At 63.6% G+C, this 26,608-nt stretch carries 20 protein-coding genes and 1 pseudogene; 3 read left to right on the top strand and 18 right to left on the bottom strand.

Annotation, left to right across the window (positions count from 1 at the left end; genetic code table 11):
- Window positions 1–2,130: 2,130 nt before the first annotated feature.
- Window positions 2,131–3,474 (top strand): argininosuccinate synthase, encoded by a 1,344-nt coding sequence (gene argG / locus IT359_18240; GenBank protein ID MCC6930937.1) that lies wholly within the window; start codon window positions 2,131–2,133, stop codon window positions 3,472–3,474.
- Between the two features lie 200 nt (window positions 3,475–3,674).
- Here argG and IT359_18245 read toward each other — a convergent pair whose 3' ends face one another.
- The 3 genes from IT359_18245 to IT359_18255 all read right to left on the bottom strand — a co-directional run bounded on the left by IT359_18245 (window position 3,675) and on the right by IT359_18255 (window position 5,656).
- Window positions 3,675–3,872: a BrnA antitoxin family protein gene (locus IT359_18245; GenBank protein MCC6930938.1), complete on the bottom strand. Its 198-nt coding sequence runs from the start codon at window positions 3,870–3,872 to the stop codon at window positions 3,675–3,677.
- 10 nt (window positions 3,873–3,882) lie between these two features.
- The gene (locus IT359_18250) at window positions 3,883–4,071 is read right to left on the bottom strand and encodes a BrnT family toxin (GenBank protein ID MCC6930939.1); all 189 of its coding nucleotides are present in this window, start codon (window positions 4,069–4,071) and stop codon (window positions 3,883–3,885) included.
- A 103-nt stretch (window positions 4,072–4,174) separates the two neighbouring features.
- Window positions 4,175–5,656 (bottom strand): beta-lactamase family protein, encoded by a 1,482-nt coding sequence (locus IT359_18255; protein MCC6930940.1) that lies wholly within the window; start codon window positions 5,654–5,656, stop codon window positions 4,175–4,177.
- A gap of 220 nt (window positions 5,657–5,876) precedes the next feature.
- Here IT359_18255 and IT359_18260 point away from each other — a divergent pair, with 220 nt between their 5' ends.
- Both IT359_18260 and IT359_18265 read left to right on the top strand, forming a co-directional pair.
- On the top strand, window positions 5,877–6,323 hold the full coding sequence (locus tag IT359_18260; protein ID MCC6930941.1) for a (2Fe-2S)-binding protein: 447 nt from the start codon (window positions 5,877–5,879) through the stop codon (window positions 6,321–6,323).
- A 33-nt stretch (window positions 6,324–6,356) separates the two neighbouring features.
- Window positions 6,357–8,618, top strand: coding sequence for a xanthine dehydrogenase family protein molybdopterin-binding subunit (locus tag IT359_18265; GenBank protein MCC6930942.1), 2,262 nt, complete (start codon window positions 6,357–6,359; stop codon window positions 8,616–8,618).
- A gap of 31 nt (window positions 8,619–8,649) precedes the next feature.
- On the opposite strand, the gene IT359_18270 is transcribed toward IT359_18265, so the two are convergent.
- The 15 genes and pseudogenes from IT359_18270 to IT359_18340 form a co-directional block, all read right to left on the bottom strand.
- Window positions 8,650–9,558 (bottom strand): alpha/beta hydrolase, encoded by a 909-nt coding sequence (locus IT359_18270; GenBank protein MCC6930943.1) that lies wholly within the window; start codon window positions 9,556–9,558, stop codon window positions 8,650–8,652.
- A 40-nt stretch (window positions 9,559–9,598) separates the two neighbouring features.
- Window positions 9,599–9,820 (bottom strand): annotated as a pseudogene (locus IT359_18275) (hypothetical protein).
- Complete coding sequence (locus IT359_18280) at window positions 9,777–10,784, bottom strand: tyrosine-protein phosphatase (protein MCC6930944.1); 1,008 nt, start codon at window positions 10,782–10,784, stop codon at window positions 9,777–9,779. The pseudogene IT359_18275 and the gene IT359_18280 overlap by 44 nt, the downstream one beginning before the upstream one ends.
- Before the next feature lie 204 nt (window positions 10,785–10,988).
- Window positions 10,989–11,672 carry a hypothetical protein gene (locus IT359_18285; protein MCC6930945.1) on the bottom strand — a complete coding sequence of 228 codons (684 nt, stop codon included), beginning with the start codon at window positions 11,670–11,672 and terminating at the stop codon, window positions 10,989–10,991.
- 478 nt (window positions 11,673–12,150) lie between these two features.
- Window positions 12,151–12,546: a hypothetical protein gene (locus IT359_18290; protein ID MCC6930946.1), complete on the bottom strand. Its 396-nt coding sequence runs from the start codon at window positions 12,544–12,546 to the stop codon at window positions 12,151–12,153.
- Window positions 12,547–13,480: 934 nt separating this feature from the next.
- Window positions 13,481–14,299 carry a prolyl oligopeptidase family serine peptidase gene (locus tag IT359_18295; protein ID MCC6930947.1) on the bottom strand — a complete coding sequence of 273 codons (819 nt, stop codon included), beginning with the start codon at window positions 14,297–14,299 and terminating at the stop codon, window positions 13,481–13,483.
- A gap of 236 nt (window positions 14,300–14,535) precedes the next feature.
- The gene (locus tag IT359_18300; GenBank protein ID MCC6930948.1) at window positions 14,536–15,252 is read right to left on the bottom strand and encodes an ATP-binding cassette domain-containing protein; all 717 of its coding nucleotides are present in this window, start codon (window positions 15,250–15,252) and stop codon (window positions 14,536–14,538) included.
- A complete protein-coding gene (locus IT359_18305; GenBank protein MCC6930949.1) occupies window positions 15,249–15,557 on the bottom strand; it encodes a hypothetical protein in 309 nt (102 codons plus the stop codon). The genes IT359_18300 and IT359_18305 overlap by 4 nt, the downstream gene beginning before the upstream one ends.
- A 925-nt stretch (window positions 15,558–16,482) precedes the next feature.
- Window positions 16,483–17,286, bottom strand: a complete 804-nt coding sequence (locus IT359_18310; GenBank protein ID MCC6930950.1) for a methyltransferase domain-containing protein — start codon at window positions 17,284–17,286, stop codon at window positions 16,483–16,485.
- 1,056 nt (window positions 17,287–18,342) lie between these two features.
- Window positions 18,343–18,552, bottom strand: coding sequence for a hypothetical protein (locus tag IT359_18315; protein ID MCC6930951.1), 210 nt, complete (start codon window positions 18,550–18,552; stop codon window positions 18,343–18,345).
- Window positions 18,553–18,671: 119 nt separating this feature from the next.
- The gene (locus IT359_18320; protein MCC6930952.1) at window positions 18,672–20,906 is read right to left on the bottom strand and encodes an AAA family ATPase; all 2,235 of its coding nucleotides are present in this window, start codon (window positions 20,904–20,906) and stop codon (window positions 18,672–18,674) included.
- On the bottom strand, window positions 20,903–23,404 hold the full coding sequence (locus IT359_18325; protein ID MCC6930953.1) for an N-6 DNA methylase: 2,502 nt from the start codon (window positions 23,402–23,404) through the stop codon (window positions 20,903–20,905). The genes IT359_18320 and IT359_18325 overlap by 4 nt, the downstream gene beginning before the upstream one ends.
- Entirely contained in the window at window positions 23,405–23,641 is a 237-nt protein-coding gene (locus IT359_18330) for a DUF1016 family protein (protein ID MCC6930954.1), read from the bottom strand. It abuts the gene before it with no gap.
- Window positions 23,608–23,946: a hypothetical protein gene (locus IT359_18335; protein ID MCC6930955.1), complete on the bottom strand. Its 339-nt coding sequence runs from the start codon at window positions 23,944–23,946 to the stop codon at window positions 23,608–23,610. Before IT359_18335 ends, IT359_18330 begins: the two co-directional genes overlap by 34 nt.
- A 100-nt stretch (window positions 23,947–24,046) precedes the next feature.
- A complete protein-coding gene (locus IT359_18340; GenBank protein MCC6930956.1) occupies window positions 24,047–26,587 on the bottom strand; it encodes a DEAD/DEAH box helicase family protein in 2,541 nt (846 codons plus the stop codon).
- Window positions 26,588–26,608: the final 21 nt, after the last annotated feature.

The following is a 26,608-nucleotide window of genomic DNA, read 5'->3' on the forward strand; positions in this document are numbered from 1 at the left end:
AGGTTTCGCCCTGCCGGTCTGCTCGCTCATGGCATGCCTCCCTTCGCGTCCCGGCCACTCGCCGGTCGAGGGAAGAGTGTCACTCGCTCAGATCGCCCGAAAGTGCGATTTCCGGTGAACCACTACAGGAGGCGCATGGAGGCTTACGGAGGCGCACGAAGGCGCACGAAGGCGTACGAAGGCGCACGAAGGCGCACGGAGGCTCACGGAGGCTCACGGAGACGACACGGTGGCAAACGAAGAAATGCCACGACGCGCCGAACCCAGCCCCCACGCCCACCTTCCCAGCGAAAGCTGGGATCCATTTGTCCTCGACGCACGCGCGAAGAGCTGCCTCGGGCGTCCGTGATCGCAACAGCAAAAGCTCGACACGGAGGTTCACGGAGGAGACACGGAGGTTCACGGAGGAGACACGGAGGTTCACGGAGGAGACATGGAGGAGACCAGGAGGCGACACGGAGGAGACATGGAGGAGACCCGGAGGCTCACGGAGGAGACACGGTGGCAAACGAAGAAATGCCACGACGCGCCGAACCCAGCCCCCACGCCCACCTTCCCAGCGAAAGCTGGGATCCATTTGCCCTCGACACACGCGCGATCGGCTGCCTCGGGCGTCCGTAATCGCAACAACACAAGCTCGACACGGAGGCTCACGGAGGAGACACGGAGGAGACACGGAGGAGACACGGTGGCACACGAAGAAATGCCACGATGCGCCGAACCCAGCCCCCACGCCCATCTTCCCAGCGAAAGCTGGGATCCATTTGTCCTCGGCACACCTGCGATCGGCTGCCTCGGGCGTCCGTGATCGCAACAACACAAATTCGTCACGGAGGAGACACGGAGGAGACACGGAGGCGCACGAAGGAGTGCCGCGACGCGCCCTGATCCTCAACGCAATGCTCAGGAGAGAGCAGCGATGGCAGTTCGACGTGGCCACCACCGCTTGGCTTTCAACACAGCTACTCCGTGTTCAAGGGTTTGAGTTGGTGAACCCCGTTGATCGATCGCCCGCATCCAGCGCTTTCGCGCGCACGTCTTGCCGGCCAGGTACAAAGCCATTTCACGATGACGCCCCGCATTCGTGGCAGTGGTTGCGATGCTGGTAGTTCCAAAAGCTTTGAACACGGGGGACACACGGAGGAACGGAGGTACACGGGGAAGACCTCGGCACTGCCGTTCTCCGTGATGCACGGTGTCAAGCTTCTCCATCGCCGACCCCGGCGCCGCACGCGACCGATCGGGTGCAACGCGAGGACAAATGGGTCCCAGCTTGCGCTGGGACGGTGGGCGGCGGTTCTGGCACTCACTCGTGCCTCGGCGCTTCCTCCGTGATCGCTCAGCGAATCCTCTGTGATCCCTCCGTGATCGCTCCGCGAATCCTCCGTGATCCTCCGTGAATCCTCCGCGATCCTCCGTGTCGTGCTTTTCCATCGCCAACCCCGGCGCCATACGCGACCGATCGGGTGCAACGCCACGGCAAATGGATCCCAGCTTCCGCTGGGACGGTGGGCGGCGGTTCTGGTCCTCGTTCGTGCCTCGGCGCTTCCTCCGTGATCGCTCCGCGAATCCGTGATCCCTCCGTGATCCTCCGTGAATCCTCCGCGATCCTCCGTGTCGTGCTTTTCCATCGCCAACCCCGGCGCCGCACGCGACCGGTCGGGTGCAACGCGAGGACAAATGGGTCCCAGCTTGCGCTGGGACGGTGGGCGGCGGTTCTGGCACTCATTCGCGCCTCGGCGCTTCCTCCGTGATCGCTCAGCGAATCCTCCGTGATCCTCCATGAATCCTCCGCGATCCTCCGTGTCGTGCTTTTCCATCGCCAACCCCGGCGCCGCACGCGACCGATCGGGTGCAACGCCACGGCAAATGGATCCCAGCTTCCGCTGGGACGGTGGGCGGCGGTTCTGCCAATCACTCGTGCCTTAGCTCTCGAGATGGACGGCGCCGCTGACCCCTCTCCGGCACCGGAAGCGACGCCATGGCCGCCGCCCCACCGACCGATTCGAGGACGTGGCGACGCGACACGGGTGACCTGCCCTCTCCGGAAAGGGGCGAGGGTATGAATCGGTGGCCAGACGTAGGTAAATTCGAGGTTCGCATCGTTCAGAACCTCGACGTCGAGCACCCGTGGCCAATATCCTCCAAAGACTCCCCGTCGGCGAGAAGGTCGGCATCGCCTTCTCCGGCGGACTCGATACCAGCGCCGCCCTCCACTGGATGCGCGCCAAGGGCGCGATCCCCTACGCCTACACGGCCAACCTCGGGCAGCCCGACGAGAGCGACTACGAGGAGATCCCGCGCAAGGCCATGCTGTACGGCGCCGAGAAGGCGCGCCTGATCGAGTGCCGCGAACAGCTGGTGGCCGAAGGTTTGGCGGCACTGCAGTGCGGCGCCTTCCACATCACCACCGCCGGGCAGACATACTTCAACACGACGCCGCTCGGGCGCGCCGTCACCGGGACGATGCTCGTCGCGGCGATGCAGCAGGACGACGTCAACATCTGGGGCGACGGGAGCACCTTCAAGGGGAACGACATCGAGCGCTTCTATCGCTACGGGCTGCTGACTAACCCGTCGCTGCGCATCTACAAGCCGTGGCTCGACCAGCAGTTCATCGACGAACTGGGCGGGCGCACCGAGATGTCGGAGTACCTCATCAAGGCCGGTTTCGACTACAAGATGAGCGTGGAGAAGGCGTACTCCACCGACTCCAACATTCTCGGCGCCACGCACGAAGCGAAGGACCTCGAGTTCCTCAACAAGGGGATCATGATCGTCCAGCCCATCATGGGTGTCGCCTTCTGGCGTGACGAGGTCGAGGTCAAGCGCGAGACCGTCTCGATCCGCTTCGAGGAGGGGATGCCCGTCGCCATCAACGGGCAGAGCTACGCCACGCCGCTGGCGCTGTTCATGGAGGCGAACGCGATCGGCGGGCGCCACGGACTCGGCATGTCGGACCAGATCGAGAACCGGATCATCGAGGCCAAGAGTCGCGGCATCTACGAGGCGCCGGGGCTCGCCCTGTTGTACATCGCCTACGAACGGTTAGTCACCGGCATCCATAACGAGGATACGATCGAGACGTATCGCGCCAACGGGCGCAAGCTCGGGCGTCTCCTCTACCAGGGGCGCTGGCTCGACTCGCAGTCGCTCATGCTGCGCGACTCGGCGCAGCGTTGGGTCGCGCGCGCCATCACCGGCGAGGTCACCATCGAGCTGCGCCGTGGCAACGACTACTCGATCGTCGACACCACGAGCCCCAACCTGACCTACAAGCCCGAGCGCCTGACGATGGAGAAGGGGGAGGCGTTCTTCACGCCGGCGGACCGCATCGGCCAGCTCACCATGCGCAACCTCGATATCATGGACACGCGCGAGAAGCTGGGGCTGTACTCGGAGCAGGGATTGCTGATGGGGGGCGGAAGCACCGGCGTTCCGCAGTTGCCAGCGGGGGGCGAGGGCGGCGACTAGACTCGAGCGCGGCCAGGCGAAGGCACCGCACGGCGCGATGGCGTGGTACGACAGCGAGGGTCGAAGGCGCGGGGAGGGCCGTGTGCCTTCCGCGACTACGAGCGCACCATCGCCCAGCAGCTGGGCGACATGTTTGCACCTGGCGGTTTCGACCCGCGGCGCGACGTCGCGGGGGTCATCCTCAACCGCTGGGGGCACGCCTACGTGAGTCCGCAGCCCGGCTTCTTCTTGGGCCCCGTCGCTCGGAAGAACGCGATCACGTCGCTGTCGAGCCGAATCGAGATGGCCTCCTTCGCCACCGGCACAACCACCCGCGCCTCCGACCAGAAATCGTCTGGCAGGTCCCGCAGTTCGACCGGCGCCGTGCGGGCAATCTCGGCGTCGGAGACACGGCGCAAACGCGCGAGGTCAGCGCGACCCTGTGTCGGCGTCGTCTTGCGGGCAGATCGCTTCGAGACTCTTGGCATAACGCTGGCGCTCCTTGCGACTGCTGACTCGGGCACTGATCACGCGGCGCACAATGGAACCGTCCGCGGCAATCCGATCGGTGAACACGACGGTGAGCGGGATGCCGTCAGCGAGGCCAAGGGCGATCACGCGATGCTCGCCATAGTCCTGCCGCGGCGACGAATGCCCAGCCTGTTCACCGGCGGCTGCACCGGCACGCACCGCACCGCACGATCACTCGACCGCCGCCCCGCTACCTGATCCGCCGCATCATATAGTTTGTCCGCGCCCGGAACACCCTCCCGTCGCTCCCGCGGTCGAAGCGCATGATCTCGCCGCCCTCGCCGTCCTTCCGGATCTCCTGGAAGGCATCGTCGCCGATCTTCTTCCAACGGGTGATCCCCTTCACCGGCTCATCGCTCGGCACGTGCATCGTCGCCAGCCCGCCTTTCCAGCGAATCACCTCCATCTCGCCGCCAAAGCTCCAGTACGTCCCGATGTACGCGTCGAGTGATGCATCGGCCGCCTTGAGTGCGCGTGCCGTGTCGGCGAGTGCCTCCTTGAGCGCGGGGGCGAGGAACTCGTACCCCTGTTGCGCGAGCGACGTCGCATTCGCGTCGCCGGCGTTGGTCATCACGATCGAGGCGATCTTGTCCTCGGGCTGCAGCGTGAGCTGGGTGCGGTAGCCGGGGCAGCTCCCGCCGTGCCCCACAAACGTCTTCTCCCCCTTGCGCCAGACCTCGAAGCCAAGTCCCCAGGTGGTTTCCCACGAGGGATCGGTGAAGTGCACGCGTTGCATCTCGCGGAGCGTGGGCTTGGACAGGATGGCGCTCCCGCCCGTGGCGCCATTTCCCGCGAGGACGCGGAACTGCCAGGCGGCGAACTTCGCGAGGTCGAGCGGCGTCGACGCGTAGCCCGCTGCCGCCGCCATCGCCTTGGTCTGGTAGGGGGGCATGACGTGACGGCTCCCGTCGCGCTCCGCGGCGCTGTAGCCGATGGCCAGCGTCTTGCCCCGCGCCGCCGCCGGGTACTCGGTGAAGGTGCTCGTTAGGCCCAGCGGGGCGTTGATGTGCGAGGTGACATAGTCGCTCCACGGTTCGCCCGAGACCGCCGACACGACAGCGCCCAGCAGGGTGAAGCCCAGGTTCGAGTACTGGAAGTAGCGCTCGGGGCGATACTCGACCTCGCGGTCCTTCACCCCCTTTACCAGTTCGTCGAAGGAGGGAAACATCATCGCCGGCTCCAGCCACAGCGTGTCGGCGAGCTCGCGTTGCAGCCCCGAGGCGTGAGTGAGGAGCCCCTCGACGGTGATCGCCCCCTCGTCTGCATAACGAGACTTGGGCGTGAACCAGGGCAGGTGCTTGGAGACCGGGTCGTCGAGGCGGAGCTTTCCCGCATCTCGCAGCTGCAACGTGGCGATGCTGGTGAAGAGCTTGGAGATGGAGCAGATGCTGTACGCGGTGTTCGCCGTCGCCGGGATCTTCCGCTCGGCGTCCATGTAGCCGCTTCCCCCCTGCCAGATCACGTCCTGGTCTACGACGAGCGCCGCCGACGCCCCCGGGATCCGCTTCCAGGCGCGCTGGGCATCGAGCCACTTCTCATAGGCCGTGAGTGCCTCCTGCACGCGCGGGTGCTGGGCGACGCCTTGCGCCTGCACGCCTGCGGCCGGGGCGGCGATGGAGAGGGCGATGACTGCGGCGAGGAGCGCGCGGCGCGCGCGGGTGCGATCCGTCATGGGAGGCTCGTGATGGGTGAGGCTGGCGGCCTTAAGCTCCCGGTTATGGCGCGTGGCGCAAGGAGGGCTTCGTCGCGTCGCTGGCGCATCGCCCTGCCTGCAGGGGACTCGGCAATGGCGGCGCGCTTGACCGGTGCCGAGGCGTGCACGATGTTCGCAGGAGTCCCGCGGCCCACCAACAGCATCCGACTGTCGCTTTCATCCCGTTCCGGTCATGGCGATCTACGACCTCACGATCAACGGCAAGTCCCAGAAGGTAGACGTGGCGCCCGACACGCCCGTGCTCTGGGTCCTTCGGGACCATGTGAAGCTGCTGGGGACCAAGTACGGATGCGGGATCGCCCAGTGTGGCGCCTGCACCATTCATTTGGGTAAGGTCGCCGTGCGCTCCTGCACGTTGCCGGTCTCCGCGGTGGGCAACCAGCCGATCACCACCATCGAGGGCTTGTCGGACGACGGCGACCATGCCGTGCAGAAGGCGTGGCTGGAGCACGATGTGGCACAGTGCGGCTACTGTCAGGCCGGACAGATCATGAGTGCCGTCGCACTGCTCAACAGCAATCCCACGCCGAGCGACGCGGATATCGAGTCCGCGATGAGCGGCAACATCTGTCGGTGCGCCACCTACCTGCGCATCAAGGCCGCCATCAAGTCGGCCGCGGAGTGACGTATGGATCGCGAGACGCCAGCCACGACTGACATGCCCATCGTCAGCACGACGTATAGCCGACGTTCATTCCTCAAGACCACGGCGCTGGCCGGCGGTGGTCTCGTCCTCAGCTTCAGCTGGTTGGCCGGTTGCACGCCGACCGACGAGGAGCTTCGGACCCTTCCGAAGGAATGGTTCGACTTCAACAGTTACCTGAAGATCGGGGAGAACGGCGTCGTCAGCATCATGTCGCCCAACCCGGAGTTCGGGCAGAACGTGATCACGTCGATGCCGATGGTCGTGGCAGACGAACTCGATGTCGACTGGAAGGATGTCGTCGTGGAGCAGGCGCCGCACGATCCCGCGAAGTTTCCCGACGCCATGTTTGGGCAGTTCACCGGCGGGAGCCGCGGCGTCTCCAGCAAGTGGAAGGCGCTGCGCACGGCCGGCGCCTCCGCGCGCCAGATGCTGCGATCGGCCGCGGCACAGGCGTGGAACGTCCCGGTCGAGGAGATCACGACCGCCGCCGGTGTCCTGAAGCACGCCGCCAGCGGCAAGTCGGCGCGTTACGGAGAGATGGCCTCCGCCGCCGCCAAGCTCCCGGTGCCAAAGGACGTGCCGCTCAAGGCGGTCAAGGATTTCACGATCATCGGCACGTCGCGAAAGAACGTGGAAGGGCGAAAGATCGTGACAGGGAAGCCGCTCTTCGGGATGGACTATCAGGCGGAGGGGATGCTGATCGCCATGATCGTGCATCCGCCGGCGTTTGGCATGCGCCCCAAGTCGGTGGACGACGCCGCCGTCAGGTCGATGCCCGGCATCACCGACGTCTTCACGATCAGCACGCTGCCCAACGATCAGGAGCGGGGCCCCTTCGACGTCAACGCCTTCCCGGAGCTGGTGGTGGTGGTGGGGCGCAGCACGTGGGAGGTGATGAAGGCTAAAAAGGCGCTGCAGGTGTCGTGGGAAACCGCGCCGAGCGCCTCCTTCGTCGTCGCCGGCTTCGGCAACAAGGCGACCGTGACCGTCCCCGCGGGATTGGAGGACACGGCCACGCACCAGGCGCGCATGGAGTCGCTGGCGGCCAGGCCGGGGCGTGTGGTGCGAAAGGACGGCGACCCCGCCGGCGCCTTCAAGCGCGCGGCCAAGGTCATCGAGCGCAGCTACACGGCGCCCTTCCTCGCGCACAACTGCATGGAGCCCATGAACTTCTTCGCCCACGTGACCGCCGACCGCGTCAAGGTTGCCGGTCCGTTGCAGGCGCCGGGCTTCGTCGAGCCAACGCTCGCCGCGCGGCTGGGAGTCCCCGCGGACAAGATCGACATCGAGATGACGCGCATGGGGGGCGGCTTTGGACGGCGCGCCTATTCGCACTACCTCATCGAAGCGGCGCTCATCTCGCAGCGGGTGAAGGCACCGGTCAAGTTGATCTACACGCGCGAAGACGACATGAGCACCGGGATCTATCGCCCGGCGTATCATGCCACCTACCGCGCCGCGCTCGACGCGGACAACACGCTCATCGCCCTGCACGTGAAGGCTGGTGGCGTCCCCGAGAGCCCGCTCTTCGCCAATCGCTTCCCGGCTGGGGCTGTCGACAACTACCTGGCCGAAGACTGGTCGATTCCGTCGAACATCACCGTCGGCGCCTTCAGGGCGCCGCGCTCCAACTTCATCGCGGGGGCCGAGCAGTCGTTCCTCGATGAGGTCGCCGAGGCAGCGGGGAAGGATCCCATCGAGTTCCGTCTCGACCTGCTCAAGCGCGCGATGGCGAAACCGGTGGGTACCGGCAACGAGTACGAAGCCGATCGCTACATCGGCGTGCTCGAGATGGTGCGCGACAAGTCAGCGTGGGCAACTCCTCCAGCCGGCGTGCACCGCGGCGTTGCGGCCTACTTCTGCCACGAGAGCTATGCCGCGCACGTGCTGGACCTGACCATCGAGGATGGAAGGCCGGTCGTGCAGAAGGTGACCTCCGCCATCGACTGCGGCATCGTGGTCAATGCCGACGCCGCCACCAACATGGTCCAGGGTGCGGTCATCGACGGCATCGGCAACGCGCTGTTTGGCACGATGACGTTCAGGAACGGCGCGCCGGAGAAGACCAACTTCGACAGCTATCGCATGATTCGGATGCGCGAGGCGCCGAAGGCGATCGACGTCCATTTCGTGAAGAGCGAGGTCGACCCCACCGGACTCGGTGAGCCGCCCTTCCCACCCATCTTCGGCGCGATTGCCAACGCCATGTACAAGGCGACGGGGAAGCGGTTGTACCAGCAGCCGTTCTTTGGGGAGAAACCGGTGCTCGGCTAGCCTGCGACGCACGCAAGCGAACGCCCGGCGCTCACTTCAGCGAGCGCAGGAAGTCGAGCACCGCTGCGTTGAATGCCGCCGGGTTCTGTCGCGGCGATCCGTGGCCGGCCTGCGGGATCACCACGCGCGTCGCGCGCGGGAGTTGTTCCTTGAGCGCGTCGGAGAGGAAGAGGTTCACCGGGTTCGTCGACTGGCCGTGGATCAGGAGGATCGGCATGCCTAACGCGCGCACCGCCTCTTTCGACAGGTTGGGATAGGGATCTCTGGCGGCCGTGATCGCCCGGAAGTATCCCACGTTGTCCATCACCGTGCGCCGGCGCTCCGGGGGGAGGCGATCCAGCGTTCCCTCGCCATCGAACGCATCGATGAAGACCCGCATCCCGCCCTCGTCATCGCCACGCGCAAAGAGCGGCGCCGCGCGCTCGTGCGTGCGGGCCATGAAGTCGCGATAGAGGGGGGCGCCGGTCGGCGACGACGCGGCCCAGGCGAGGAGCGGCGCTTCGGCCAGCACCATCGAGCGCACGAGCTCGGGGTGCTTGAGCGACAGGACGAGCGCGGCGAAGGCTCCGATCGAAGTCCCCACCAGGTGCACGCGTCCGAGCCCGAGCTGGTTGATGAAGCCCGCCAGGTCGTCGGCATCGAGGAGTGGCGAGTAGTCGGCACGCGGCGGGTTGTCGTTCGGGTAGTGATACCGGCGACTGTACGACAGGACGCGGTATTGCGGCGAGAACGCCGCCATCTGCGGTCCCCACATGCGGTAGTCGCCCTGCCCGCCGTGCAGCAGGATGAGCGGCTCGCCCTGGCCCTGTTCGATGTAGTGCAGCTCCGCGCCGTTGACGACGATGCGCGTGGGGGTGGGGGGTTGGGCGGGGGCCGCCGAGGGCACCGCCTGGAGGGCGGAGGCAAGTGCGATCGCTGATGTTACGGTGCGGAGATTCATGTGCTCGTCTGTGCCTCGGTTGAGAGGCGCTGCGACAGATCCACCCAAAGCACTCCTGCAGCACTCGATGAAGGACATCGAGCGAGAACACGTCGGGCACCACGACTTGTCGCCAGATCTCGGGCTCGACGTCCCGCAGCACGATGCGGAGCTCGAGGGCTTGCGGCAGTGACTTGGTGCGCGGTGTGCCGAGCCACCCTCGATCGCGCGGGATCCACTCAGGAGGGGCGCGCTCCTTTCGTGCGCTTCTCGAGGAAGACATCCCGCAGCTTCTTCTGCCCGGCGGCGTCTATCCCGAGCCCTTCCGCGAAGTAGTGCTCGATGGTCCCGTAGCGCTTCTGCACCTCGTCGAACGCGGCCTCGAGGTACTCCGGCTCCACGCCGAAGATGGAGTTTGCCAGCGACCGGTCGCCGCCCGCCTCAACGAACGCATCGATCTGCGGCCTACTCGCGCGGAGCATGTTGTCGTTGCTGCGCAGGTAGTCCGCCATGACGGTCTCCCGAGGCACGCCGAGCAACGTGAGGAACGCCGCCGCCCCCCAGCCGGCGCGGTCCTTCCCCGCCGTGCAGTGAAAGAGGGCGGGAAGCTGGTCCGCGTGGCTGATCGACACGAACAGCTCTCGGTACGATTGCCTCGCGCTCGGCAGCGAGACCACGTCGCGGTATAGTTGCGTGTACGTCGCCTTCAACGTGCCGTTGCGCAGCACATCGTTGGCCTTCCTTGGCTCGCGCAGGAGAGCCGACAGCTGCAAAATGGCAGTCATGTCGGCGTCGGCCAGCACGTTCACCTGATGATACACGACACCGAGCGGCAGTTGGTCCGGCCGGAGTCGGACTTCCTCGGACGTGCGCAGGTCGAAGTCGTTCTTGAGCCGCAACTGGGCGAGCTTGTCCCGGTCGTCGGGACTGATCGGATTGAGCTGATTGGAGCGATACAGCAGCCCGCGCCGCACCACGGCACCACTGGTGGTGGCATAACCGCCGACGTCCCGCAGGTTGGGGACAGAGGCAATGCCGAGTGCCTGTCCTGCGGCCAATCCCGCGGCGGGCGCCGCCGGTGCCGGCGTGATCGCGCGATGCGTGCAGCCGGCGAGGAACGCTGACGCGGCGATGGTGGTAGCGAGCGTACGGAAGGTCGATCGCATGGTGCGCGGAGCGGTGAGCACGGGAGGAAGGGAGTGCGCGTTGCGGACGGAGTTGGCGGGGGGGCGTGGTGACGTTGTCATGCGGCCTGGGGGCGTTGGGCCGCGATTGCATGAGAATGGCATTTGCGCGGGCGCGCCGTAAGGGCGTCGCCTCGGCTGATCGATTGTGACGGGGCGCAGGTCACCCGCACGCATCGCGCGCTCACTCGCGCGAAGAGTGGCCGTCGCGGGGTCGGACGTGGGAAGATCGGTGCGTGGTTTGTGGCTGACGGCTGGGTGAAGCACCTATGGCAGCAAAGTCACGATCGGAGGCGCAGCTGCCCAGTTCTCTCCGAACACGCCACTGAAGCGATAGGTGCCCGGCGCAAGGTCGTAGTAGTGCGCGCCGCCGGCGTGCACGCGGAAATCGAAGATGAAGCGCTTCACCTCAAACGGGGCAAAACGCACAACCTCAGGTACATCGGCTCGCAGGTCGTACCACTGGCTACCACCGTTGCCAACGAGCTTGAATCCCCAACTGCGTGGTGGCCCAGCGTCGCCGGACGGAGCGAGGTCGATGATCAGCGCCTGAGGCGTTTCGTTGCGGGCCTGAATGATCATCATGAAATGACCATTCATGATCGCGCGTTGTGGTTGTGGCGGCGTCACCTCGACGCTGACGCGGAGCGAGTCGGAGGGTACATGAACTGCTGTCGGGTCCGGCGGCGGCGGACGGCCGCCCGCTACGATGCAGTCGTCGATGCACACCACCTCTGCCGCGCAGCGCCCAATGAACATCTCGCGCGGATGATCACCGTTGCGCATCAAGGCGTGCAGCATTTCGTGGCGTACGAGGGAACCGTGCAGCTGTGCATTGCCGGCGAGGACTATGCGGTTGGCCCCGTCGTCCCATCGCCCCGAGACTGGGTGTCCATCTGCCAAGGGAATCTCGGCGGCGCCAGGCACCACATAGAAGCTGACGTCGCGCATGGAGCCCGTCAGGCGGGAGCACGACTGCGTGAGCGTCCACCACCACTGGTATACCGCAGGCGGGTCGAATCGCACAGCGCCACGGGGGAGCGGCGCCGTGAGGCTGTCGCAGCTGCCGATGGAGAGGAGGAGGAGCGCGAGTGCAGGATGACGTCGGCTCATGAAGGTTGGGGAGGTTACCTAACGCTTAGCGATCACCTGCAAGCCGCGTTGCACGCGGCGCGCGCGGAGTGAACTACTCTGGACGGTCACGCCGAGTCCATACGCTCTTGTCAGCGATGCGACCCACACTAGCGCGGCGAGTCGCGCAACATCCTGTCGAGCTTCGCGTGCTATGGGCTCGAGGTAGTCGCGCATCATGCTCGGCTCCGAGGCGTAACGTAGGCTGCAGCCGCACAATATCGATCGCGCGGAGCGGCGACGTCACGCGGCGGACTGCGCCCGGCGACGCTAATCTGCAAACTCTCCTGTCGCGCGTTCACGGCTCCAGCGGTGTCTGAACGAGCTGTGGAACAGCGCACCCGTGAAGGCGCGCGGGACGAAACCGCCATCGGGCGAGCACCGCGCGGCCCGTCGACACCAAGTCGCGATCGTTGGCGACAAGGACCTTGAAGCTCTGTGGATCGGGCACCCCGCTCGAGTCGACGACGAACTGCACGAGTGCGAGTTCGGCGGCGGCGGTCGCGGCCCGTCGTCGCGAAGGACGTGGCGACACGGTGGAGTCGGCGATGAAGGTCGCGGGCTGGGCAACCTCAAACTCGAAGTAGGGTTTCGACGGCGCCGAACACCGCTGAGCAAACGCATGCGCGCCCGGCACTCCGGTCGCGAGGCCGAGCACAAGTGATGCGAACCGGACCCGCTTCACAGTCTTCATCGTCCTCCTCATCCCTCCACCTCCAGAGTGCAGTAACTAAACAGTCTTACCCCACCCAGCTCTTACCCGCAACACCGGCCGAGACGCAGCTTTCTCCTTCCCACGATAACGCCCCTCCCCGCCCCCATCCACTCTGTTGCAACTCCAGCACACCCTCGTTTCTCTACCACCACCCCACGACCAACCCGTTCGAGGACCAAGGGGGAGAGCTTGCGGCCCCTCGCCCGTCAGCGGACCATCTCCCGGCTCACGCCCCTCGGAGATGGTGGTGGTCCCCGGCACCGCAGGCCGAACGAGATTGCGGGTGCGCGCATCGACGGCGGCGTTGAGCACGTCGCTCTCCGCCAGGAGGCGCGCCGGATGGCCCTTCGTCATTCCTTCCGCCGCGAACTTTGTACGAACCGCTTCGCTTCGCAGAGGCCATCTACGTGCTGAAGTCAGTCAAGAAGTAGTCGCAGCAGGCGGCGCGGCTGGATCTGGAGCTGGGTGCGAAGCGGTATCGGGATCGTATCAGGAAGCGGGAGAACCGCTGAAGAGACCGTTCATGGCGACGAAGGTCCATCGCAGTACCGGCAACGTGCTGCTCGACAAGATGGGCGCCGAGGTCCGCGAGAGCACCCACGCCGGGTTCGTCGCCTAACGGAGGTGGCGGCGCGCCATCGGGCGCCGCGCGAGGCCTGCCGCTCCGTGGGGAGCGCGCCATTCGTCGATCCGTCACCACTCCGAGGAGAACGTCGCGTATCGCGCGGTCGCCTGCCCCGGATACGGCGCATCCTACGTTCTCAACGTTCGATCTGAGCTGCCCGCGGAGGCAGCTGCAGTAGACCCGAGCTGCAATGATGCACCATGTGCCGCGGCCCGGGCTTACAGCGCCTGCCGTTGCGGGTCAGCTTGAGCGAGGGATAGGCTGCACGCGTCCGCGATGCGCTGCGAACTACTTGACCCCTGTACGCAGCGTCCTTGTGAAAAAGGCGGCTACCGCTCGATTCATGGAAGCGTGCCAACTCTCGCGACTGACTCCGCTGGGATCCTCGCAGATCCTGCGAGCCTCTTTCCGAAGCTCCTCAGGACATGGCGCAAGAAAGACGAAGTGACCCGCCCCCTTAGCCATGTGGTACTCCGGAGGCGTAGGCAGCCATCGCTGAATCAACTGCGTATGCGCCAACGCTACACCGTCACCACCGAGCTCTGAAGCCCAGAGTTGCACAGGCGCCTTTACCCCCTTGAGACTCGACGCAGAGAACAGGTTCAAGGGGTCAACTGCAACGACTGCCTTGACGCGCGAATCGGCACGCGCCGTCAACCTCACAGCCTCGTTGCCGAGCTTGCGGCAGAATGGGATGAGAAACGATCGCCAAGAGCCGCAGAAGCGCTCGGCGCTGGCTGATCGGCTTGGCTCTGCACCAACGAGAGCCAAGGCGGTGTACCCGCCACGCGAGAAGCCGAATACACCGATCGACTGCGCGTCTACGAGTTGACGATCCTTCCATTGCTCCAGCATGTGGGTAATCACGCGGGAAACATCGGCAGGGCGCGACTCGAATATTCCGACTTCGCTGGCTAAGGCGTCGTCACCGAAGGTGTCGCCAGGATGGTTGAAGCTTGCAACCAGGAAACCTGCGTCTGCCAAGGCGGTGGCAGTGTCGTGGTGCCCCAGGCGTGTGCCTCCCTGGCCGTGCGAGATAATGACTAAAGGAAGGGAGCGCCCCGCCACTGGACAGTCTTTGGTAGCGCGAACGAGATAAGGGCCCATCTGCAGCTCGGATGGGGCCGCCGCGCACGGGCTCCACACCAACACTTCAATAGACCGACCGCGTCCAGAAGCGGGTACGACGGTGGTTGACACCCCGGCGGCGCTTGCCAACTGCGCAATGGCGCTGATCGCAAGAATCGCTGCAAGTCCGCTGCATGCATACGCAGCGGGCCATCGGCGGTGCGGGGATCTCAGCTTCATGGCTTTAGTGCCTCACAGTTGCACTGCAACGATCGTCAGATGGCACGCGAGTGAAACCACGATCCGAGGTACTCTCTCCGAGACGCGGGATTCTGCACGGCAATAGCCGGCGGCCCAAGCTCATACGTGGTACCGCTGGTACACCAGCTGACATGATCCGCGGCGTCGAGCAGCGTCGGCACCTCATGACCGGTAATCATCACCGCTACCCCGCTGACCGCGAGACCGGTGAACGTTCTCGTCAAATCTTCCGCGTCCTTCGGGGCGATGCCTCGGTAGGGCTCATCGGCAAGCAGGCAAATCGGCCGCCGCACGAGCACCGCCGCAAGCTCGGCTCGCCGCAATTCGCCGCCAGACAACTCGAACGGACGCTTGTCCAGATGTGCCACGATGCCCATCCGCGTCGCCGCCTCCAACACGTCGCCTCCACCAAACTGGAGGCGGATCATCTCGAGCTGTCTCCGGACGGTAAACGCAGTCGAGAGGAAGTCATGGTCAGGAAGGTAGAACAGGCCGGCGGTGGCCAACTGCGCGAGACGGACCGACAGGTACACGCGCCCAGCAAAGTGAATCGCCCCGCTGTCTGGCGATACCCGGCCCGCGGCAATCTTGAGCAGCGTCGACTTGCCGATTCCGTTGCGGCCAAACAGAACACGCAATTCCCCGGGTACGACGCGGAGTGTCGCGGACGTGAGTACGCGGCGATCTCCGAACGATTTGACAACGGTTTCCGCCGCGAGGATGGGTTTCATCGAAAAGCCGCTCCCCCAAGATGCAACGCGATCTCGCCAAAGACGGCCGGCCAGGCGAAGCATGCACCGACGACGAGCGGACGAATGCCCAAGTTGGCAAGAAGTGCGCTTTCTCGACGTCGCCAAGTCTCGAGGAAGCTCAACACGACGCTGAGTAGGCTGATTCCGACGACTGCGGCGCCGGAGAGCTGGAGCGGATCGGTTCCAGCGAGGAGGAAGACGCCAGACAGCGTCACCCGGGTGACCAGCCATAGCTGCGCGCCACGGGAGAGATATGCTTGAGCGATCAGGCGGTTGGGTAGCATACGTCGGGAGCTTACCCGGCAACGAGCGCGTGGTGCCATCTAACGATGGTTGTCGGATAGGTCCGCGCTCCGTTGCCGACGTGACGTTCCCCATCCCGCAACGATTGCCGGCACGACGATCGTCGATCCTGGGGCGAATGTGAGCGTCGAATTCTCGACAACGCACGGGGTGCATGCGACGGTCGACCTATCCTACATCCTCAACGCTGTAGCTCAGCCCACCGCAGGAACCCGAGCATGGTGCCGTCGCGAGGGTCACGCCGCGCCGTCGGGGGAACGTGCCGTGGTGAAGGTTCGGGCGCCTCAGCGGCTGCGACGCCGGACGTTGGGGGGCGCCGCCGTGGCGGGCCCGAGGACGACGGAATCATCTGCGTTCTCGCGACGAGGGACGCGGCGTAACGGTGCGCGCCGGAAGCGGCTCGCTCTCTGGAGTCGCACGTGTCTCGGAGACGCGATAGCCAACTGGCTCATGCGCGCGCAGCCGCTTCCTCTCGTCCTCGGATCCGGCGGAAGCGGCGGGTGGGGACCCTGAATCATGCGCACTATTCGTGCGCACGGTGACGTCTTCGACCGGTAGCGTCGTGGCATGGCGGCCCATCCAGGCGGCAGCCGCAAAACACCCTAACGCGACCGCGATCGCTCCGAGGCCATCGACGTGCGTCAGATCGAGTGCGGGGAGAATTGGAATCGTGATACGCTCGCCGAAGAGGAGCTTCCCCGCGCCGGCAACGGCCCACACGGCGCCGAGCGCAAAGCTGATCTGGCTTCCGAGACTCTCGGCCCGTTCGAACATAGTCGCTCCGGCGAAATCACCCGTTTGTACGTGCCCATCATCGAAACAGTGTCAGCCCAACGCTCAGCATCAGCGGCGGCGCGTAGTGCCATCTGCTGCATGCGGTTGTTAGACGACGCACCGCACAACATACTAAGGCTTCTGCGCGGTGACGAGCTGCGCCGACACATGGAACGCAGCTCGTCCATCGGCGGTCGCGTAGGAACTGAGCGCCTGCTCGGCGTCCTGGAGGATGCGGCCAATCAGGTCCTCGGTCAGGATGACCCCCATCACCGGCAACCAGCCCCTGAGGTCGGCTTCGACCATGGCCCGGATGCTGGGGAAGTGCGCTGTCCCGTGATGGGTGGTGATGCCGGCTGTAGTCACGCCGGCTTCCAGGAACAACGCGGCCAGATCTTTCCGATTGCCGAGCACAAACGGCGCACGCAAGGCATCGGCCGCTTGCCGACCCGCCATCCGCTCCAGAAGCGCTACCTCGGACGCGTAGGCGGGTATGTTGTCGAGAGAGTCCCAGACCGCAACGGCTAACCGTCCTCCGGGAGTCAGGACGCGAAGCATCTCGCAAAGGGCCTTACGCCCGTCGGTGAAGAACATGAGCGCGAATTGGCTCACGACAGCCTCGAAGGATTGATCAGGGAACGGGAGTGACTCGGCGACTCCCTCTCGCCACTCGACGACTGGCGCGAGCTGTTTCGCTACCGCAAGCATTCCGGGACTCGGGTCAATTCCCACGACACGCCCCACTGATCCGATTCGCGATTCGATTTCACGCGCAAGGATCCCTGTGCCGCACCCAACATCCAATACTCGTTGAGCAGGCTCGATTTGCGCGGCGTCTGCGACTCTTGGAGCCCATTGCCCGAACAGCGCGGGCACGAACAGCGCTTCGTACGCGTGCGCCGCATCGATCTGAGCTTGTAGCGTCGGTTCGCTCATGTTGCGCTCCTCCTCTCGGCGCCGACTAACGCAAATGTTGGACTGCGCCGGATGAAATAGAGCGAGGGGAGCGAGAGCACGATAGCCCGACCGTGTGCCCCAACTACCGTTCGGCGGACCTACGGAGGAAGCGATACCACACGTGCAGCGCTCCAGTGGGTGCCAAATCTGACACGGACCTCGTAAACCCCTGCGGACAACTGGAGGCGCGGGCGAGGAACGTCGAGCGCCAGATCGAAGACCATTCGCTTCTGTTCGTTGGCCGCGAACTCCGCTAAGCGTGGATCGGCAGTTGGAACAGATCCGCCCAACCGCTCATCCCCGCGTAGGAGCTGTAGAGCAAAGCCGTCACCGGCCGTTGTCCGGATGGCCGTCGGCTGCGGATTGCGCACCGTCGCAATGACTCGAAAGTGGCCGCCATCGATTGCCCGACTCGGTAATGGCGGATCAAGCACGAGCTCAACAGCTAACGACTCGGGTGGAAGAACGGAAAGGTTCTGCCGCAGCGTCCGCTCGTTTGGTGCTTCGACGCACTCAATCGAGCAATCCACGACTCCCCCGCAGGAATCAAGGAACTCTCGCGCTGGATGCCCGGACCGTCCGCGAAGCGCATGGAGCATCTCATGGCGCACGACGCGGCCCGCGTACACGAAGTCCTTCCCGACAACGATGCGCCTCGCGACATAGTCATAGTACGCCAACGCCTGAGACCCGGCACGGGCTTGTACCGCCGCCAGCGGCGCCCGGTACAACTCGATGCGATCAAAGCTCCCCGATATCCCGCTACACGCCTCCGTCATATCCCACCAGGTCACGTACACGGGCGGGACGTCAAAGCGCTCTGCGCTTGCTGGAAAGTCAACGCGCACCTTGCACGCACTTGCCACCAAGCAGACCACTGCGAGCATGCGTTCCACCCGTCCCATGCGAACCCCCAAACTGTTCGTCGCTTCGGTCGTCTGGTTCCGCCTAACAACGCTACGGTTCAGCGGCGGGCCGCGCAGCGGACCGTCCGCTGCAACCGGTTGTGATGGCGCGTTTCATCGCGTACCTGATTCACTGACGACGCCTGCGGATACCGTTCACCCAGTTTTCGAGGGTCTCGATGTCGGCCTTGAGAGCACCAGGGTCAGGGATGTCCGCTCGCGCCGCAGCTGCCTGGTCATGGCCGGGAAGCCACCTGGAGCATTTCGTCATGGCCGCCTCTACGGTCCGGCAGTCTTCCGCTGTGATGTCCGCCATCTTGCCGATCTGCTGGGTCTGCACGCCAGGTCTATACCGCTCGACCACCCCACCAAGAAGGACTTCCTCGAGTCCGCGTTCCCATGCCTCACGCTCGTAGAATCTTCAATGCACGTCTCGGCTCCGCTTCTCGACGACAATGCTCACTCTTCACGCTCCGAGACGGATTCCTCTACGTACGCGTCTCCCATCATCATCCGATAATGTGCCCAGTGGTCCGATTTCCTGAAGATCTCCATGAAGACCTGTAAGTACACATCAACTGTCGCCTCAGCACTCGACACGAAGAGATCGTCCAGGGCATGATGAGAACCCGCGTTCACCCAAGAGAACAATGACTTGCAGATCAACTTCTCCTTCCCTTCGAACTTTGTGCAGATCTGGTCCGGATCAACCCCGCCCAGAATCTTGAAATAGTTCTCAAGAATTCGCCTGAGGGTATTCTGAATGGTCAGCGACGAGCGATTCGGATTCCTCACTTCAGACCACAGCAATTCGTAGGAAGTCTTGATCGGATTGGTTGAATGACCGTCCAACATCGATACGGCTCCGGATTTTCTGGCTACCCAGAAGGTTTCCTCATTCATCGCCTGATCTTTGCTTCGCCTCGGGTTGAACGTGATTTCCCGGTGGAAATACACATTGTGGGTAAGAACGAAAACCTGCCTGACGTGCCCGGAGGCGCCACGGACTTCTTCGAACAGTCCTTTGATGAGGCTTCCCACAATGAACAGAATGTCGCTGTCGAGGCTCGACACGGGATCGTCGAACACGACCACTCGATCGGCAGTCATGCCGCTTTCCTGGTGGCTCCCCTTCAACAGGTGGTAGAAATACAGGAAGGTGACGAAGTTCTTCTCGCCTTCGCTTAACGTGGTCTTGGCATCGGTACCATCCTGACGAACCAGCTTGTAGGAGGTGCCGTTCGCTGCCTTGGCCAGCGCAAAGGCATGGAAGCCAAACGAGGACAACAGAGCGTTGATTGCGTTGATCGTCGGCTGAACGCTTGTTGTCTGTTTCTCCAGGTTCTGTATCTCAGTGGTTTTCTGGCTCCTCTCTTGAGTTGCCGTCGCGATCTGGTCATTGAGGTTGGATATGGCTTTGCTCAGCCCATCTTTCGCCGTCTTGAACGCTGCGAGGTCGGTTTTCAGTTCTTCAAGCACGAACCTCCATACCTGTGCTGTCAGCGATTTGCGCTCCGCCCCCAAGTTGGCAACCATTCTGTTATGGTCCGCAATACTGCTGTTTGCAGAGTCGATCAACGCTGTGACCGCCAATGCGACGCTGCCGAGCGGTTCCAACTCAACTACCTGACTTGCCTCCTTTTTCTTTCCCGCGAGGCGCTGATTATTGAGCGTGATCTTTGCATCAAGCAGCTCCTTTTCGGACTTCAGCTTCTCGACGTCGAGGAACCTGGATGGCGATCCGATAATTGCCGCAAGCTGTTGCTGAACACGTTCGGACTCGGTTGTATAGTTGATTACGAGACCGTCAATCGCCTTGCTGTCCGCCGTGAACGTCTCGTCGAAGTACTCGTTCAGACTCCGAGCAAACGATTCGTCCGTGCTTTGCTGACAGAACGGGCACGTCCGATCATTGACTTCGTAGAACGAACGCCCTTGTTGGACCCAGTCGCTGTTTCCCAGTCTTGTGATCATTGCGGCGATATCGACATCATCCTTGCCAATCACCCGCTTCTTCAGAATGGGATTCCCTTCATGGGCCAGGAGGTTGCTCGTGTCGATAGAGGCAATCGTAGGTTCGGTGGTGGGAGTTTGACCGAAGATGGTTTCGGCCTTCTTCTCCAGGTCCGCCAGCGGCTGGAGGGCGGCCTGATTGGAGCCTGATTCCTGGAGAACTTTAGTCTTGAAGTTCTCCGCTTTGTTCCGATACCCCTCGAAGGCACCCTGGAGTTTCGCATCGTGCTTCTGTTTCTGCGCCCAGCATTTGGCCTTGAAGCCATTTTCCAGGGTGGCAAGCTCACCCGTCTTGCCACCGGCGCCGTCATCCCCACGAAGGGTACGGGTCAGGTTTTCTATCGTTGCCGTGAGTTGATCACGCTCGGTTTTTGCCGCCGTGATCCTGGCAAGCGTTTCAGCTTGATCCTGGCCAAGCGTAAAGACGCCCTTCAGTTCGGTGGACTGATTGAAGTTCCGCTCCACGAAGTCGCTGTTGTACACCAACGCTTGCAGCTTCGTGCCGCCCTTCCACGTCGTTTGACAGGTCGGATAAGCGGTTTCATCGGCAATGATACGACTGATCGTCGTCTTTCCGGAACCATTTGAGCCGTATACGTAATTGAACTGCGATAGGCCGGCCATCTCTACTGGTGTGTCGCCATAGGTAGCGACTTGGGCGATGCGGATGGACTCGATCATTGCACGCTTCTCTCCGGCTCCTCGCCCCAGATGCGGGCGAGGGTGGCCTGGATCTTCTCCTCCATGCGGGCGACGAGGTCGCGGTTGGCGGCGACTAGCACCTGCTCGGCCTCGATCTCCGCGACGATGGTTTGCTGCGTGGTAAGCGGTGGGAGGGGGATTTCAACGGTCTTTAGAATCTCAATGTTGATGTTCTTCTGTGCCGATTGCGGGGCAACATCGTTGAGGTGCTGCTTCTTGGTACGCATAACGACTTCCAAGTAGCGGACGTCTGTCCCCGGTTTCGGAATCAAGGCGACCACGCTGTCGGGAAAACAGGACGGAAAATCGAGAACGGCGGTGTCCCCGATGTTCGCAGCAATCGTGATGACAACGACGGGCGGCTGGAAGAGCTTGCTCACGGAGAGACCTTCTTGGTTCAAGGTCTGCGTGAATGTGATCTTTCCACCGTTCGCGGCGCGAACCACATCGCCCGTCTGGATGAATGGATACTCGCCGCCGTAGAAGCGGGGCTCGTTTCTTGGTCGGTGCGAGAACTTACCTCGTTGGATGTCGCACGCCGCTTCTAGCGGCACCATCGGCCAGTCGGAGTGGATGGGGATGTGGGGGCGGTAGTTGTCGAGGACGGCGCGGGCGCCGTCGATGACCTTCTGGTAGCCCTCGATCTCCGCCACAATCTCCTTCTGCACATCCAGCGGCGGAATGGGAATGTGGAGGTCCGAAAGAAAGCTTCTCGTGACTCCGCGTACTCCGATGCCCTGGGCGCTTTTTTCAACGACCTGAGCAATGTGGTTGGCCGCGACAAACAAGAACGCAGGCGCAAGGCGCTGATCGTCTTGAGAAACAAGGGCCGTGAGGTCTTGGTTGATAGCATAGTAATCGTCAGCGAATGCATACTTCCCGACGGACACGCGAGTGATGATGATCGTTGAGCCCTTGGGTGCGACTCGCGTCGAAGTCTCTTGAATTGCCGCGTTCGAAATCAGTTCGAAAGCAGTGATATTCCCACGGTCGTCAATGTGCTTTGACGAAATCCATTTCACAGAGCCGTTTGTCCAATAGCGTTCGTTTTGTTTGGATGGAGTCGCTCCACCGATTAGGTCACACAGCTCACCAAGCGGTGCGGTCGGGAACGATAAGAGTCGTGTCCCATTCTCCCGATACCGCTCCCCGCACAGGTTATAGTCGTCGTTCGCTGCAATCTTCTCCTTCGGCACTACGAGCCCGAGCGTCGGCGTGAAATCCTCCACCGATTCCCGCGCGCGCAGGCGGCGCAGGTACTCGGCAATCTCGGCGCGGATCTGGGGCAGGTCGTTCCTGTCGATGGGGCGACGCTGGGCGCCGAGGTTGAAGCCGTCGTTCTCGATCTTGAAGAAGCCGATGCGGTCTGTCTGTTTCGCCAGCGCCTTGTCGAGAATCAGGATCGAGGTCTTGACGCCGGAGTACGGGTTGAACACGCCCGCCGGCAGCGAGACGACGGCGACGAGGTAATCCTCCACCAGCATCTTGCGCAGTTGCGTGTACGCGGTCTGGCTCTGGAAGATGATGCCCTCCGGCACGATGATGCCGGCGCGGCCGCCGGGCGTGAGGTGCTCGGCCATGTAGTCCACGAACAGCACCTCGCTGCGCTTGCTCTGCACACTGAAGCGGTTGTGCGGCTTGATGCCGCCCTTCGGCGACATGAACGGGGGGTTGGCGAGGATGACGTCGGCGTACTCGTTCCAGCGGTCCTGGCTGGTGAGCGTGTCGTACTCGTAGATGTGCGGGTCGGTGAAGCCGTGCAGGTACAGGTTCACCAGCGACAGGCGCACCATGTCGGGCGAGATGTCGTAGCCCTTGAAGTTGGCCGCCAGCCGCCCGCGCTCGTCGGGCGTGAGCGTGCTGTTGCCGTCCTGATCGGTGTTGTCCTTGAGGATGTGCTTGAAGGACGAGATCAGGAACCCGGCGGTGCCGCAGGCGGGGTCGAGCACGGCCTCGGACTTCTTCGGGTCCACTACCGCGACGATGAAGTCAATGATGTGGCGCGGGGTGCGGAACTGGCCGGCGTCGCCCTGGCTGCCCAGCACCGAGAGCAGGTACTCGAAAGCGTCGCCCAGGCGCTCGGAGTGGTCGTACTCGAACTCGTCGATGATCTTGAGGAAGGCCCGCAGCGTCTCCGGGTCGCGGTAGGGCAGATAGGCGTTCTTGAAGATGTCGCGGAAGAGCGGCGGGATGCCGGGGTTCTCCGGCATCTTGGCGATGGCCTCGGCGTAGAGGTTCAGGGTCTCGTGGCCGCCGAGCCCCGAGCGCATCAGCTTCGCCCAGCCGTAGCGGGCGTAGCCGTTGGCGAAGAACTTGCGGCTGCCGCCCAGCTCCTCGGCCTCCAGGTCCATGTCGTCCATGAACTTGTAGATCAGCGCGATGGTGATCTGCTCGACCTGACTCTTGGGGTCGGGCACCTTGCCCACGAGGATGTCGCGGGCGGTGTCGATGCGGCGTTTGGTGTTGGTGTCGAGCATCTATTTCAGCTTCTTTCGTGTCTTCGTTGAGCGTCCGCGTTCCGTGATTCCGCGGCGCTCCAGCATCGCCCGCGTCTTCTGCAGGTCAGCCGCGATCAGCTTTTCGTCGGGCAGGAACGTACGGTACTCGGTAGCGAGGACCTTGTTCGGCAGGTTACCGAGCGCGTACCGGGCCAGGGCTTCGTCCTTCTGGGCGCAAAGGATCAGACCCACCGGCGGATTCTCTCCGTCGTGCATCCAGTGTTCTGTCGCGTAGGATCGCTGGGTTGCGGGCGCGCGCCCTTCGCGAGCATCGCCGACTTGTTCCGAGAGAGGGCCGTGCGTTCGTAGAACTGGGACTGGATCTGGCGGTCGAGCTGACGCACGGACCAGCCGGCGCGCAAGGCTTCGGTCTCATAGAAGGTCCTGGCGTGCTCGTTGTCGAGTGCCAGAAGGCGAACGTACGCTGACCAAGGCAGTGGAAAGCTAGCGGCGATCGGGACCAGGTCGGATTCTGCAGACACCGTCTGCAGAGTCGGCCAGGCCAAGTAGAACGCCTTCATCTGCCAGACGTTGCGAACGGAGAAGCCACGGCCGGAGCGAGGGGATCGACGGCCTTCGCCTGCCTCACGGTGGCCTTGCGTTTCGCGCCCATGGACCCTCTCACGTGGCGAACTGGTTGAGGGATACGTAGTCCTTGACGTACTCCGGCACGAGCGTGCGGAACGGCTCGGGCACGGCGCGGAAGTCGCGGGTCGAGAACACGGGGTTAGTGGCCAGATCGGTGAACTGGCGCTGGTCGATGATGTCGCGCACGCGCCCGCTGGTGACGTAAGCCTTGAAGTAATGCTTGATCGCCGGTATCGCCGACGGCGGCTCGGGCACGTGGTCGGCGACGAACTTGGCGAACTCCTCTTCGAGCAGCTCGTCCTTGCTCTTGAAACGCGGGATCAGGCCGAAGACCTTCTCCAGGATCTCGCGCAGCGCGATGCGTCGGTCCACGGCGGCGGCCTTGCGCAGCTTGTCGAGGCTGTAGAATTCCTCGGGCTTGTCGAAGACCTCGCGGTTGACGTAGTCGATGACGCGATCCCACTGGCCGGCCTCGACGGCGGCGGCAATGATCGGATCTTCACGAACGGTGTCTTCGAAGCGCTCGAAGAACATGCGGTCGATCTTCATGCCTTCGTAGCCGATCGTCTCTTCCCGCACGGACGCGAGGATGTCGGCGCCGAGGTGTTCGTACGTGCCCTCGTACACGACAGGCCCGGTGCCACCATCCTCTTCGCGCGGCTTGTCCGTCGGGCGCGGCAGCTTCAGCACCTCGTCGTAGTTGAACTCGTCCTCGAAGTACTCGCAGTTGGCGAAGAAGTCGAAGAGCTTGAAGGCGGTCTTCTGCGGCTGAGCGATGCTCTCGCGCAGCGAATCGTCGAACAGTTGCTCCAGGAAGTTGTGCTTGCGCGTTCCGCGACCGTTGATCTGGATGAAATCCGTGGGCGAGAAGATAGGGCGGAACAGGCCGAGGTTGAGGAGGTCGGTGCAGTCGTAGCCGGTGGTCATCATGCCGACCGTCACGCAAACGCGCGCCTTACTGGTCTTGTAGGCCGGGATGAAGTTGCCGGAGCCGAGCAGGTTGTTGTTGGCGAAGTTGATGGTGAACTGTTGGGCATCGGGCACCAGTGACGTGACTTGCACGGCGAAGTCGGACTGATACTTGCCCGGAAACATGCGGTCCGCGATCAGGTTGAACATCTGCGCCAGCTTGGCCGCGTGGTTCTGGCTGACCGCAAAGACGATGGACTTGCCGATCTCGCTGCTGACGGGATCACGCAGGGCGTTTTCGAGATAGGTCTTGCAGAAGACGGCATTGGTGGCGTCGGAGAAGAAGCGCTTCTCGAACTCGCGCTGCTTGAAGGCCTCCTGCTGGTCTTCGCCGGTGTCATCGGTGAAGGAGACGATGAAGCCCTCGTCGGAGAGCAGCTCGGTGGTGACTTCCGTTCGCGCGTCCACCACCGTCGGGTTAATCAGGTAGCCGTCCTTCACGCCGTCGAGCAGGGAATAGCGGAAAGTCGGCTGCCCGCTCTCGCAGCCGAAGGTGCGGTAGGTGTCGAGAAGCAGGCGGCGCTCGGCCTCACGCGGATCTCGGGTGCCAGGGTTGTTCGCGTCGAAGCGACGGAGATAATCGCGAGGCGTTGCGGTCAGGCCGAGCTTGTAGCCGATGAAGTAGTCGAACGCCGCGCGCGCATTGCCGCCTATGGAGCGGTGAGCCTCGTCCGAGATCACGAGGTCGAAGTCGGTCGGCGAGAAGAGGCGCTGGTACTTGTTGTTGAAGAGCAGTGACTGCACCGTCGTGACCACGATCTCGGCGCGACGCCAGTCGTCGCGGTTCTCCTTGTAGATCACGGTCTGGAAGTCGGCCGACAACAGCGCCGCGAACGCCTTCTTGGCCTGGTCTTCCAGTTCGAGACGGTCCACAAGGAAGAGCACGCGCCGGGCGTTGCCGGTGCGCAGGAAGAGCTTCACCACGGCGGCGGCGGTGAGCGTCTTGCCGGTGCCCGTCGCCATCTCGAACAGGAAGCGGTCCTTCCCGTCGCGAATGGCTGCCTGGAGTCGATGGATGGCGTTGAGCTGATAGGGGCGGAGGAATCGCAGCTTGTTGGCCTGGACGTACGCGGACCGCTCCGCCTCGTTCTTCCATCCGGCCTCGGACTGGTACGTCGGGCGCTGGCTCAGCGCGATGTAGTCGTCGGCGACGTGCTCGGCGATCAGGCTTTCCGGATTCGGCGTTACCTGCTTGTAGCCGGTTACCGAGTCAGGCGTCGGGAACGAGGTGATGACGTAAGGATTGCCGCGCTCCAGGTCCCAGAAGTAGTGCAGGTTGCCGTTGGAGAGGATGACGAAGCGACAGTTCTGCGAACGGGCGTACTTGCGGGCCTGTTCCTTGCCGACGAGCGGGTCTTTGTCTTCGGCCTTGGCCTCCAGAACGATCAGCGGGAAGCCGCGGGCATCGAGCAGGAGAAAGTCGACGAATCCCCGCTCAGCCTTCTCGAAGTTCTCGCCGAGCGAGTCGAGGTCGGCGGCCTTGATGGCCACGGTGGGCTCAAGCCGGATATTGGCCGGGCCGCTGCCGTCCGGGAAGAAGCGCCAGCCCGCTGCTTCGAGCAGCTTGTTGATCCTGATGCGGGCGGTGGCTTCCTTCTCGGACACTCAGTCTCCTCGTTCAGCGAT

The organism is Gemmatimonadaceae bacterium, from assembly GCA_020852815.1.
Classification (GTDB): Bacteria; Gemmatimonadota; Gemmatimonadetes; order Gemmatimonadales; family Gemmatimonadaceae; genus SCN-70-22.